This is a genomic window from Streptosporangium sp. NPDC053982 (genome assembly GCF_055585205.1).
On the sequence record NZ_JBVJKQ010000012.1, the window covers coordinates 292,815 to 304,775 of the forward strand.

At 72.6% G+C, this 11,961-nt stretch carries 10 protein-coding genes; 6 read left to right on the forward strand and 4 right to left on the reverse strand.

The annotated features are described in order from the left end of the window. The first annotated feature begins 27 nt into the window (after window positions 1–27). Both ACZ6W9_RS23705 and ACZ6W9_RS23710 read left to right on the forward strand, forming a co-directional pair. Window positions 28–1,008, forward strand: coding sequence for a hypothetical protein (locus ACZ6W9_RS23705; protein WP_470119659.1), 981 nt, complete (start codon window positions 28–30; stop codon window positions 1,006–1,008). A 48-nt stretch (window positions 1,009–1,056) separates the two neighbouring features. Next, window positions 1,057–1,356, forward strand: a complete 300-nt coding sequence (locus tag ACZ6W9_RS23710; RefSeq protein ID WP_470119660.1) for a thiamine-binding protein — start codon at window positions 1,057–1,059, stop codon at window positions 1,354–1,356. A 153-nt stretch (window positions 1,357–1,509) separates the two neighbouring features. On the opposite strand, the gene ACZ6W9_RS23715 is transcribed toward ACZ6W9_RS23710, so the two are convergent. The 4 genes from ACZ6W9_RS23715 to ACZ6W9_RS23730 all read right to left on the reverse strand — a co-directional run bounded on the left by ACZ6W9_RS23715 (window position 1,510) and on the right by ACZ6W9_RS23730 (window position 5,046). Further along, on the reverse strand, window positions 1,510–1,869 hold the full coding sequence (locus ACZ6W9_RS23715; RefSeq protein ID WP_470119662.1) for a hypothetical protein: 360 nt from the start codon (window positions 1,867–1,869) through the stop codon (window positions 1,510–1,512). Next, window positions 1,866–3,299 (reverse strand): MFS transporter, encoded by a 1,434-nt coding sequence (locus ACZ6W9_RS23720; protein ID WP_470119663.1) that lies wholly within the window; start codon window positions 3,297–3,299, stop codon window positions 1,866–1,868. The genes ACZ6W9_RS23715 and ACZ6W9_RS23720 overlap by 4 nt, the downstream gene beginning before the upstream one ends. 346 nt (window positions 3,300–3,645) lie before the next feature. Further along, on the reverse strand, window positions 3,646–4,233 hold the full coding sequence (locus ACZ6W9_RS23725; RefSeq protein WP_470119665.1) for an MFS transporter: 588 nt from the start codon (window positions 4,231–4,233) through the stop codon (window positions 3,646–3,648). A 36-nt stretch (window positions 4,234–4,269) separates the two neighbouring features. Further along, on the reverse strand, window positions 4,270–5,046 hold the full coding sequence (locus tag ACZ6W9_RS23730) for an MFS transporter (RefSeq protein ID WP_470119667.1): 777 nt from the start codon (window positions 5,044–5,046) through the stop codon (window positions 4,270–4,272). Window positions 5,047–5,296: 250 nt separating this feature from the next. On the opposite strand from ACZ6W9_RS23730, the gene ACZ6W9_RS23735 reads away from it, so the two are divergent. From ACZ6W9_RS23735 to ACZ6W9_RS23750, 4 genes are all read left to right on the forward strand, one after another. Further along, on the forward strand, window positions 5,297–6,415 hold the full coding sequence (locus ACZ6W9_RS23735; protein ID WP_389963659.1) for an MBL fold metallo-hydrolase: 1,119 nt from the start codon (window positions 5,297–5,299) through the stop codon (window positions 6,413–6,415). 346 nt (window positions 6,416–6,761) lie between these two features. Continuing rightward, entirely contained in the window at window positions 6,762–8,522 is a 1,761-nt protein-coding gene (locus ACZ6W9_RS23740) for a glycosyltransferase family 2 protein (protein ID WP_470119669.1), read from the forward strand. Next, complete coding sequence (gene glxA / locus ACZ6W9_RS23745; protein ID WP_470119671.1) at window positions 8,519–10,705, forward strand: radical copper oxidase GlxA; 2,187 nt, start codon at window positions 8,519–8,521, stop codon at window positions 10,703–10,705. Before ACZ6W9_RS23740 ends, glxA begins: the two co-directional genes overlap by 4 nt. A gap of 2 nt (window positions 10,706–10,707) precedes the next feature. After that, on the forward strand, window positions 10,708–11,751 hold the full coding sequence (locus ACZ6W9_RS23750; RefSeq protein ID WP_470119672.1) for a glycoside hydrolase family 6 protein: 1,044 nt from the start codon (window positions 10,708–10,710) through the stop codon (window positions 11,749–11,751). Window positions 11,752–11,961: the final 210 nt, after the last annotated feature.

Genomic DNA, 11,961 nt, shown 5'->3' on the forward strand with positions numbered 1-11,961 from the left:
CCTGCTACCACCAGGAGGAACAGCCCTGTGGGCTACGCACTACGCCGCTGGCTTGCCGACCGTCTCCCTGCGGGACTGTCTTCGGGCGAGCGGTTGGTCGCGCTGGAGATCGCCGACCAGGCCAATGAGCAGACTCGCCGCGCCTACGGCAGAGGCATGTTGAAGACGGTGGTCCGTCGGACCGGCTACGCAGATGAGAAGCAACTCGGCAAGGTGCTGGGCAAGCTCAGCGCGAACGGCATCGAGTTGCGTGTCCCTGTTCGCGACAAGGAAGGCCGGATCGTCGTGGACAGCCGGGGAAGAACGGTCTATGCCTGCAAGGGACATGAGCTGAACTTCTATGTTCCGCTGTCTGAGGAATGCCCCGTGCTGAAGGTCTCCCAAGAGGGAGACCAAAGCACACCTGAAAGCTCCGCCGCTCGGAGGACCAAAAACGCCGAAGGTCCCCTGCGGAGTCCCAAAGGTCCCCCGCCTGGTCCCCAAAGGTCCCCCGCCTGGTCCTCAAAGGTCCTCCGTGCGGGGGCCCCTTCTCCTCAATCTCCCCAAGAGAACACCTCATCTCTCCTAAACAGAGCCATGCGGCAGGTCATGACGGCCGTCGGCGCGACCGCCGAGGAGGCGAGAGAGATGATCGAGATCATCAGGACGGACAACCCCGGGATCCGGGCGCTCCCGGCTTACCTCACCCGTATGGAGGGCAACGGCACCCTGGGTGTTCTTCTGGAACGGGTCCGCGCCGGGGAACGCGCCGTTTCCCGTGTGACGCCGACGCCGACGCCGCCGCCGTACGCCGAGATCCACGCCTCCCAGGCGATCCAAGCCGTTCCGGTGCAGCGCGACGCCGAGCCGCCGCACCGGGACCGGTCCATCGCCGCCGCCCGCGCCCGTCTCCGAGAGGTCACCATGCGCGCCGCCGGACCGCCTCGGCCGCCGGACGTCATTTCGGAGCCGACGCGGGCCGGTCCGCACCCGCGCGGTCGGGCATGCACGGGCGGGTGGGCAGAATGAGCTGTCCGGTGGGGTCGAGGGCTTTCACGGCCAGGGGAGGGGAAAGGCATGTCGGTGCTGGTGGCGTTCAGCGTGACGCCGATCGGGGTGGGGGAGGACGTCGGCGGGTTCGTCGCCGAGGCGGTGCGGGTGGTCCGCGCGTCGGGCCTGCCGAACCGCACGGACGCCATGTTCACCACGGTCGAGGGTGACGACTGGGAGCAGGTGATGGGGGTCGTCGGGGACGCGGTCGCGGCGGTGGAGGCCCGGTGCGGCCGGGTCAGCCTCGTGCTGAAGGCCGACATCCGCGCGGGCGGGGGCGGCCGGCTGGAGAGCAAGGTCGCCACCGTGGAGCGATATCTGCTCTGACGAGCCTCCGTGGGGACGGCCGAGAGGACAGGGCGGGGCCCTTGCCGGTGGTGCTCCGCCATGTGGCCAGGACGGTCGTCACACGCGGACCGGGCGGCGACCGTTTCGGGACCGGGAGTTTCCGGATCGTCCTCCTCCCGCGCCTGGTGGGTGTCACCGGGTGAGCAGACCGGCTCCGGTCAGGGCCGCCACGGTGACGGCGAGCACTGTGATCAGCAGGAAGAAACGCGGATCGGGGACAGCCGGGTGGTGGGGCGGCGCCCCGTCGCACGGCCGCGAACGGTGATGGTAGGCGCGGACGCCGAGCAGCGCGGCGATGGCCAGACTGAGCGCGCCTGCCGCCATCAGCGCGCCATCGCGCCCGGCACCCAGCATCACGCCGCCGGCCAGCGCCGCCGTGGCGGCCGCCAGGCACCGGCACCGGGTCGTCCGGCGAGCCTGGCTCCGGACGTCACCCGCCGGTGACCATGGTGTTGTCATCGTCGCCTCCCCGTCGATGTCGTCGGATTTCATGGATCACGGTGGTCATGGTCATGGTCGGCCGACGCGCCGAAAGCGGTGAACGCGGTCAGGAGCGCTACGACCGAGAGGGTGATCAGTGCTGCCCGCGCCCCCGACAGGTACGAGGCTCCGGCCAGGTGCAGCGCGAGTGTGACCACGGCGATCCCGAACGCGGTTCCGATACCGCGAGCCATGTTCACCATGCCGCCCGCCGTGGCCGACATCCGTTCGGGGACCGCGGCCATGACGACGCTGTTGTTGGCGGGGATGAACGTTCCCAGGCCCAGGCCCATCGCCGCGAGGCACGCCGTCAGCCACCCCACCCGGTCCGGGAACAGGGCCAGCACCCCGGCTCCCGCCGCGGCCAGTGCCGCGCCCGCCAGACACCGCAGCCGATTGCCCCATCGGGCGGGCAGCAGATGCTCCGCGCCGAGCGCGGCCAGTGCGAACCCGGCGGGCAGCGCCGTAAGGACCAGGCCGGCTCTCAACTCTCCTGCGCCGCCGGCCACCAGTACCTGAGGGACGAGCACGAGCGGGCCGAACAGCACGAGGTAGCCGCCCAGCGCCCCGGCCAGCCCCGCCGCCACCGGCGGGCCGCGCAACAGGCCGACGTCGATCAGCGCCGACGGCGCCCGCCGTTCCCACAGCCAGAAGGCGGCCCCGGCTCCGGCGGCGACGACCAGCAGGACGGCCGATGACCAGGGCGGCAGGGCGAGGCCGGAGACCACCGAGGCGGACAGCAGCACGCCGGTGCTGGCGCAGCCGAGCAGGACCAGTCCTGTCAGGTCGAACCGCCGGGTACGGTTGCGCCGGCGGGTACGCGGCAGCAGGTTGTGTCCGGCGACGACGGCGGCCACCCCCACGGGCACATTGATCCAGAACACCCATCGCCAGCCGAGGCCCGCCACGAGGAGACCGCCCAGCGCGGGTCCCGAGGCCAGCCCGAGAGCCTGGGCCGCCGCCTGCACGCCCAGCCCGGCCCGCATCCGCGACCGCGGCAGGCTCGACACGACCAGCGCCACGCTGTTGGCCTGGAGCATCGCCGCACCGACGGCCTGAACCAGGCGGAAGGCCACCAGAACCGCGGGCGATGACGCCAGACCGCACACCGCGGACGCCGCGGTGAACACCACGAAGCCGTACAGGTAGATCAGCTTGCGGCCCGCCATGTCGGCGACCCGGCCCGCCCCGGCCAGCAACGCCACGAGCACGAGCAGGTATCCCAGCGACACCCACTGCACCGCCGCGAGCGAGGCGCCGAACTCCCGCTGAATCGCCGGGAACGCCACCGTGACGATGCTCGCGTCAAGCTGCCCCATGAACGCGCCGACGCACACCGTACCCACGGCGAACCACGGCGCGCCGGGATGCTCCCGCACCCGCGGTGGCCGCCGGGACTCCCTGAACAGGTCAGGTGGCCCGCGACGGCTGCGCGCGTCCATGAGTCGCCCATCGGGACACTGATCGGCCGGCCGGAACGGCCGCGGCCCCGGGCCGTACATCCCCGCGGCCGGTGAACGGAGCGAGAGCCCTCTCACCCCGCCGGAGTGCTGTCCCGGGCCGCATCGGGGCGGTCCGCCCGTATCGGTGACACATGCGTGACCCTCCCGGACCGCTTCTACGCCAGGGCTGACGACCAGTCTATTCCCGCTGGTCACAGCCGTTGGTGTACGGCCCCGCCGCTTGGTCTCGCCGCGGTCCGGCCGCAGTGCCGGCCGGTGGGCACGCCGTCACGGAGATGCGGACGAACCGTGGATCGGGTCCGCCGAGGCCGAGGGTGACCCGGGATCAGGCGGCAGGGGCGGTCGGGGACGCGATCAGCGCACCGGTCGCGGGCGTGGAGGCCAGCCGTCGCAGGCAGACGCGCCGCTGTACGGCCGACAGCCCCGCGACCGCCGCGCCGAGGGCGAGCCAGCCCGCCGGTCCGGCGGCCATCACCGCGCCGGTCAGCAGCAGCGGCCCGGCGGACTTCTGCACGCCCTGGGACATGGCGGACACACCCAGGTAGGCGGCCCGCGCCTCCTGGGGCGCGAGGGAGACCGCCAGCTCCCAGGAGCTCGCGGAACGCATCAGCTTCGCCGCGGTGAGCAGCACCGCCGCGGCGAGCATGGCGATCGAGGCCGTCCAGGCCCCTCCCGCGGTGGCGGTCGCCAGGAGCGCGCAGCACGCGAGCACCGCCAGCCCGTACAGGCCCACCGCGGTCGTGGCCCGGCGCGGATCCTCGATCCTCGCCGACACGTGGATCTGCAGGACGACGATGAGCACGGTGTTGACCGCCAGGAAGGCGGGGACGAGGACGTGCGGCGCCGCGGTGTGGCCGATCAGCCACACCGGGAGCCCGACGTTGAGGATCGAGTCGTCGAGGTACATCGGCACGTCGAGCAGCGCGAACAGCAGGTATCCGCGGTCCCGTCACGGGCTCGGCGCGGCCGGCCGGGCCGTCGTGACGGCGTCGCCCGACCGGCCCGCCATGGCCGTGACGGCGTCGCCTGACCGGTCCGCCGGAGCCGTCCCGTCCGGCCGCGCCGCGGCGTGCTCCGGGCCGTGCCCGGGGCCGCGCGGCTCCCGGGTGCGCCACACCAGTGCCGCGGCGACGAGGAACGACAGCGCGTCGCCCAGGATCAGGGCGTGGTAGGCGTCGCGGGTGCCCACGGCGAGACCGATCGCGGCGATGCCCGAGCCGAGCGCGTAACCGGCGTTCGCCGCGCTGCGCGACAGGGCCCGGTAGGTGGAGCGCCGCTCGCCGGCCACCCGCGTGGCGTAGAGCATCTCCAGCGGCTTGGCCGCCCGGTCGGCCATGTAGGTGACGGTGACCACGGGCAGCAGTACCTCGAAGCGGGTGAACGCGACCGTCAGGCAGAGGGCCGCGATGCGCAGGAGGTGGCAGCCGATCAGCAGCGAGCGCGCCGGGAGGCGGCCGGCCAGGCGGCCCGCCAGCGGTGAGCCGGCGATGCCCAGCACCCCGGCCGTGCCCAGCAGCAGTCCCAGCCTGCGGGCGTCCAGCCCGACCACGAAGGTGAAGTACAGGATCGAGGACGCGCCCCACACTCCCGACCCGGTCCGGTCCAGGAAGTAGGCGAGCAGCATGATCCGGGCGTCGCGGCCGCCCGGCGGGTTGCGCATCTGCGCGATCAGGCCGGTTCCGTTCCGCCGGTTCTCCCGGGCCCCAGCCCCCGTGCCCCGCCGCATTCCCGGCCTCCATGTCGTCGCAAAGGTCTCTCGACGTCAAGAGACCTGCGAGATCTTGCACGACATTAAACTTGATGTAAAGATACTTGATGTCAACATAGCCAGGTGGGCGGGGAACGGGCCCCGCCGTCGCCCCCCGTCGCCCCCCCGTCGAGGACCCGACTGCCGACCCCGCTGCCGATCCCGTACGGCGAGGCGGAAAAATGACCCCGGAAAGACGGTTCAGGCGCGTTCCAGGAAGTGGTGACCGATGGCGGGAAGAGGATCGGCCGGAAGGCTCGTCGCGGGCGGACTGGCGCTGGCCGCGCTCGGGTGGGCGGTCAGGGAGGTGCCGGCCGAACTGGGCGGGCGGGCCGGGGGAGAGCGGCTGGAGCGGATGCGGCGCTCGCCGCGGTTCCGCGACGGCGCCTTCCACAATCCCGTGCCGAGCACGACCACCCCGCCGCCGAGCAGTTTCCCGGAGATGCTCAGGGACATGGTCGCCGGCGGTGACGGGCGGCGGCCGAGCGCCCCGGTGCCCCTGGTGGCGTCGCCGGCCGTACCGCCGTCGGAGAACGGCCTGAGCGCGGTCTGGTACGGTCACGCCACCACGCTGGTGGAGATCGAGGGGCGGCGGGTCCTGTTCGACCCCGTGTGGAGCGAGCGGGTGTCGCCGTCCCGGCTGGTGGGCCCGCGACGGCTGCACCCGGTGCCGTCCCCGCTGGAGAGCCTGCCGCCGGTCGACGCGATCGTGATCTCCCACGACCACTACGACCATCTGGACCGGGCGACGGTCCGCGCGCTCACCGCCACGCACACCGCGCCGTTCCTGGTCCCGCTCGGCATCGGCGCCCACCTGGAGCGCTGGGGCGTCCCCGCGTCGCGGATCGTCGAGCTCGACTGGGAGGAGGAGGCGAGCGTCGCGGGGCTGCGGTTCGTCTCCACCGCCGCCCGGCACTTCTCCGGGCGCACGCTCACCCGCAACGACACCCTGTGGGGGTCGTGGGCGGTCATCGGCGAGAACCGCCGGGTCTTCTACGCCGGGGACTCCGGCTACTTCGACGGCTACGCGAAGATCGGCGCGGCGCACGGCCCCTTCGATCTGACGCTCATGCCGATCGGCGCCTACAGCCCCGCCTGGCCCGACATCCACATGACGCCCGAGGAGGCGGTCGCCGCCCACTTGGACCTGGGCGGACGGCTGTTCCTGCCCGTCCACTGGGCCACGTTCAACCTGGCGTTCCACGCGTGGGCCGAACCGGTCGACCGCCTCTGGCGGGAGAGCAAGGCCCGCGGCGTCGGCATCGCCGTCCCGCGTCCGGGGGACCGGATCGACGTGGACGACGTGCCGCTGGTGGAGAGCTGGTGGGAGATGTTCGGCCCCCGCTGACCGGCCGGCCCCCGCTGACCGGCCGGCCTTCGCAGGCCGTACGGTTCCGCCGGCCGTACGGTGTCCGGGGCCGGTGCGGCTCCGGCCGGGTGTCCGGTCCCTCCGCGGGCCGCTCGGCCCCCGGCCGTACGGTCCGCGGAGGCCGGAAGCCGGTCCGTAAATATTTAGACCAAGGCGGAAAAATCACCCTCTGAGGGGAAGCGAGCGGGATCCGGGTCGCCGATCGCAATATGATGGCCCCTGTTCACCGATCTTCGATCCGGCCTGACGGCGCCGTGCGCGCGGCCGACGCGAACCAAGCCCGGGGGAGGCGCTTCGTTGTGCCCGCGATGAGGCGGCCGGACCGATGAGGATGACCGGATCGATGCGGAAGGCCGGGCGCAGGACGGCCGGGACGATCCGCCCGGTCGAACCCACGAAGATCATCCTCTACGACTACGAGCGGTTCAGCGGGCTGGCCGGACCGGTGACCGAGCCCGAGCCGGGCCTGCCGTACCGGGTGGCCTACCGGTCGATGCTGGCCGCGGAGCCGCACCGGGTGCGGGCCGTGCTGCTGATGGCGGCCGCGATCGTCGTGGAGTTCACGATGATGACGTGGCTGCTGCTGCCGTCCCACTGGACGGTCCGGCTCGACCCCTACGGCATGCTCCCGTGGTACGTGCCGGCCGCCGACAAGGCCATGCTGGTCATGATCGCGCTGATCGAGATCTTCCGCCTGGTCAGCGTGGTCTCCAACGTGCACGCCATGCTGGCGGCCAGGGACCCGGTCCCGGTCCCGCCCGAGCCGGGCACCCGGGTGGCCTTCATCACCACCTGCGTGCCCGGCAAGGAACCGCTGGAGATGGTCCGGGAGACCCTGTCCGCCGCCCTGCGGGTCCGCCACGACGGCGTCCTGCACGTGTGGCTGCTGGACGAGGGCGACGACCCCGAGATCCGCGAGATGTGCGAGTGGATGGGCGTCCGCCACTTCAGCCGCAGGGGCGTGCCCCACTGGAACCAGCCCAAGGGCGCGTTCCGGGCGAAGACCAAGCACGGCAACTACAACAGCTGGCTGGACGCGCACGGCGACGACTACGACTTCTTCGTCTCGGTCGACACCGACCACGTACCGCTGCCGGAATTCTGCGAGCGCATGCTCGGCTACTTCCGCGACCCCCGGGTGGCCTTCGTCGTCGGACCGCAGGTCTACGGCAACTACACCTCGGCGGTCACCAAGGCCGCCGAGAGCCAGCAGTTCCTGTTCCACTCCCTCATCCAGCGGGCCGGCAACCGGTACGGCGCGCCGATGTTCGTCGGCACCAACAACGCCGTGCGGATCAGGGCGATCAGGCAGATCGGCGGGCTGTACGACTCGATCACCGAGGACATGGCCACCGGCATCGAGTTCCACCGCTCCCGCGACCCCGAGACGGGCGAGCGCTGGATGTCGGTCTACACCCCCGACGTGCTCGCGGTGGGGGAGGGGCCGTCGTCGTGGACCGACTTCTTCAGCCAGCAGCTGCGCTGGAGCCGGGGCACCTACGAGACGCTGCTCACCCAGTTCTGGAAGGCGGCCTTCCGGCTGTCGCCGGGACGGCTGTTCAACTACACGCTGATGGTGACGTTCTACCCGATGTCCGCGCTCAACTGGCTGCTGGCCGGGCTCAGCGCGACGCTGTTCATGGCCGTCGGCGGCTCGGGCGTGACCGTGCCGATGGACGTGTGGCTGATGCTGTACGGCGACGCCGCCCTGCTGCAGGTCATGCTCTACACCTGGAACCGGCGGCACAACGTCAGCCCGCACGAGCCCGAGGGCTCCTCCGGGGTGGCCGGGATGGTGATGTCGGCGCTGTCGGCCCCCATCTACGTGGCGTCGCTGATCGGGGCCGCGCTGCGCCGGCCGAGCAGGTTCGTGGTCACCCCCAAGGGGGACTCCGCCAGCCCCGACCGGCTCGCCACCTTCCGCATCCACCTGTGGTGGGCGCTGATCTTCGGCGCCGGGCTGCTGCTCGCCGCCCTCTGGACCGGTCACGTGCACCTGGTCATGACCCTCTGGGCGATCCTCGCCCTCGTGATCTGCCTGGGGCCCGTGGCCACCTGGGCCTGGAACAGCCGGGATGCCCGTTGAGCCGCCTGCGCAAGAACCTCATCGCCGCCGCCGTGGTGACCGCGGTGCTGGGGGTGAACGTCCCCGCCATGGCCGGGTTCGCCTCCCGGCGGTGGCACGACTACAAGATCAACACCGACGACTACAAGGCGCGCAACGGCCACTGGGACCTGCTGAGCATCCCCGACGAGTACAAGGTCAACGCCATCCACGCGGCGCTGCTGCACACCGGCAAGGTGCTCATCGTCGCCGGGTCGGGCAACAACGCCGCCAACTTCGACAAGGGCACCTTCAAGACCGTCCTCTGGGACCCGTCCCGGCCCGGGAAGCCTGGGGAGTTCAAGCTGGTGCCGACACCGGTGGACCTCTTCTGCTCGGGGCACGTGTTCCTGCCGAACGGCAACCTCCTCATCGGCGGCGGCACCCTCCGCTTCGAGGTGCTCAAGAGCAAGGTGAAGCGGGCCGGCGGACCTCTGGTGATCAAGAACGAGAACCCCGACGCCAAGCCCCGCGTGCTGCGCGCCGGCGCGCTGGTCGCCGCACCCGGCGGACGGCTCTACCGCACCACCGCGGCCGTCACGGTGCCGCCCGCCACGAAGACCGAGACCGGCGCGCCCGGCCGGGTCCGGGTCAGGCCCAGCGAGACCAAGGTATTCGCCGAGGCCGCCGTCGAGGGCGCGCCCGGCCTGCTGGACACCGGCGGCCGGATGGTCAAGTACGAGATCCAGGGGCTGACCCGCCGCGAGCGGCGCGACCTGTACGCCATGGGCGGCGCCATGACCATGGACAAGCAGGACTACCAGGGCGTCAGGGACGCCTTCGAGTTCGACCCGGTCGCCGAGCGCTACATCCGGGTCCCGGACATGGCCGAGGGCCGCTGGTACCCCACCATGACCGCCCTGCCCGACGGGAAGGTCATGACGGTCTCCGGCCTGGACACCGTCGGGCAGATCACCCGGGACAACGAGATCTACGATCCCGCCACGAAGACCTGGTCGCCCGGTCCCAAGCGGTTCTTCCCCACCTACCCGGCGCTGTTCCTGCTGGACGACGGCACCCTCTTCTTCTCCGGCATGAACGCCGGGTACGGTCCCGGCCAGCTCGCGCTGCGCCCCCCGGGCATCTGGGACTACCGCCGTGACACCGACCGCCTGGTGCGGACGCCCGGCGCGCCCGGCGGCAAGGCGCCCGACGAGACGGAGGCGTTCACCCCCGTCCCCGGGCTGCCCGAGCCGGAGCTCAACGAGACCGGCGCCTCGGTGCTGCTGCCCCCGGCGCAGGACCAGCGGATCATGGTGATGGGCGGCGGCCCGGTCGGCGAGCGCCAGCCCGGCCAGAAGAACGCCACCGACCGGACGGCCATCATCGACTTCAAGGACCCCGGCCCCCACTACGAGCGCGGGCCGGCCCTCTCCCACCCCGTCCGCTACCCGTCGGCGGTCCTGCTGCCCGACGACACCGTCTTCTCCTCCCACGGGTCGGGCAACTACCGCGGCCGGGGCGGCAGCGACGTGCTGCGGGCGGAGGTGTACCGGCCCGCCACCAACACCTTCCACGAGGCCGCGGCCCCCTCGGTCGGCCGCAACTACCACTCCGAGGGACTGTTGCTGCCGGACGGCCGGGTGCTCAGCATGGGCTCCGACCCCCTCTTCGGCGACAGGGCGGGCACGATGCCCGGCACCTTCGAGCAAAGGGTCGAGGTCTACAGCCCGGCCTACCTGTTCAACGGCGAGAAGCGGCCGGAGTTCACCGACGGCCGCCGGGAGCTGACGATGGGCGGCCGGGGCGGGTTCAGGACGCCCGACGCCGCACGCATCACACGGGTCCGTCTGATGCGGCCCAGCGCGGTCACCCACGTCACCGACGTCGAGCAGCGCTCCATCGAACTGGACTTCACCCGCGTGCCCAGCGGCGTCGTGGTCACGGTCCCGTCGAACCCCGCGCTGGTGCCGCCCGGCTGGTACATGCTGTTCGGGATCACGGCCAAGGGCACCCCGTCCCACGGCCGGTGGGTCCACATCCAGCCGGCCCCGGCCGGCCGCTCCCGCCGTACGGGCCAGGCGAACCGCACGGACCAGGCGAACCGTACGGGTGAGACGGGCCGGACAGGGCAGACGGACCCGGCCGGTCAGGCGGGCCCGGCCGACCAGGGCGCCCGGACGGCCCGGACCGGTCCGGAAGATCAGGCAGCCCAGGGAGGATGAGGATGAACAGGTACGGCCGCGCCACCGCGGTGCTGGCGTTCGCGCTCGCGGCGGCGGCCTGCTCCGGGGATCCCGCGCCCCCCTCGCCCTCCGCGGCCCCGCCCGCCGCCTCCGCCGGAACGGAGCCCCCGGCCGCCTCCCCGGGGGCCTCGACCGGAGCGAAGAGCGGGGCGACGCGTTTCTACGTCGACGCCGACGGCGCTGCGGCCAGAGAACTGCGCCGGGTCACCGAGCAGGGCCGTACCGGGGAGGCGGCGCTGCTGAAGAGGATCGCCGAGCGGCCGGCCGCGATCTGGATCGGCGACCGGGACCCTCACGACCGGGTGCGCGACATCACCACGGCGGCGCAGCGGGCGGGGCGGGTTCCGGTCCTGGTCGCTTACCACATCCCCGACCGCGACTGCGGGCAGTTCTCCGCCGGAGGCGCCGCCGACGCCGGCGAGTACCGCGCCTGGATCGCCCGGTTCGCCGAGGGCATCGGCGACCGGCCGGCCTGGGTCGTCGTCGAGCCCGACGCCCTGGCGCACATCCTGGACGACTGCACCCGGGGCGGCCGGGCCGCCGAACGGCTCGGCCTGCTCCGCGAGGCCGTCCAGACGCTGAAGCGGCGGCCCGCCACCCGGGTCTACCTCGACGCGGGCAACGCCGGGTGGATCGCCGACCCCGCCGCCTGGATCGGGCCGATGCGCGAGGCCGGGGTGGAGGAGGCCGACGGCTTCGCCTTCAACGTCAGCAACTTCTTCACCACCGAGGAGAGCAGCGAGGTCGCCCGCCGCCTGTCCGACGGCCTCGGCGGGGCGCACTTCGTGATCGACACCTCGCGCAACGGCAACGGCCCGCTCCGCGAGGGCGGCGACTCCTGGTGCAACCCGAAGGGCCGGGCGCTCGGCGCGGAGCCGACCACCCGGACCGGGGACGAGCGGCTGGACGCCCTGCTGTGGGTCAAGCGGCCGGGGGAGTCCGACGGCGAGTGCGGCCGGGGCGAGCCGAAGGCGGGCGACTGGTTCCACGGCTACGCCCTGGACCTGGCGCGCAACACCCGCTGACGCCCGCCGGGGCCCGCTCTCCGGGCGTTTCCCCCGCGCTTCCGCACCGTCCCGTTTCCGCACCGTCCCCGGTCTCTGCGGGTCCGGAGCCGCGGCGTCCCGCTTCCGTGCCGTCCCGGGCCTCTGCGGTCGAGTCTGCGGCGGTCCGGGTCCGCGGAGACCCCGGTTCGGGTCGCGGCCGGTTCTCGCCGTGCCCGGTCCGCGCCGGAC

What these genes read in the sequence shown, in the direction of transcription:
- ACZ6W9_RS23750 (WP_470119672.1), top strand. Translation starts at nt 10,708, where the DNA reads ATGAACAGGTACGGCCGCGCCACCGCGGTGCTGGCGTTCGCGCTCGCG.
- ACZ6W9_RS23720 (WP_470119663.1), bottom strand. Translation starts at nt 3,299, where the DNA reads ATGGACGCGCGCAGCCGTCGCGGGCCACCTGACCTGTTCAGGGAGTCC.
- ACZ6W9_RS23710 (WP_470119660.1), top strand. Translation starts at nt 1,057, where the DNA reads ATGTCGGTGCTGGTGGCGTTCAGCGTGACGCCGATCGGGGTGGGGGAG.
- ACZ6W9_RS23735 (WP_389963659.1), top strand. Translation starts at nt 5,297, where the DNA reads ATGGCGGGAAGAGGATCGGCCGGAAGGCTCGTCGCGGGCGGACTGGCG.
- ACZ6W9_RS23740 (WP_470119669.1), top strand. Translation starts at nt 6,762, where the DNA reads ATGAGGATGACCGGATCGATGCGGAAGGCCGGGCGCAGGACGGCCGGG.
- ACZ6W9_RS23715 (WP_470119662.1), bottom strand. Translation starts at nt 1,869, where the DNA reads ATGAAATCCGACGACATCGACGGGGAGGCGACGATGACAACACCATGG.
- ACZ6W9_RS23730 (WP_470119667.1), bottom strand. Translation starts at nt 5,046, where the DNA reads ATGCGGCGGGGCACGGGGGCTGGGGCCCGGGAGAACCGGCGGAACGGA.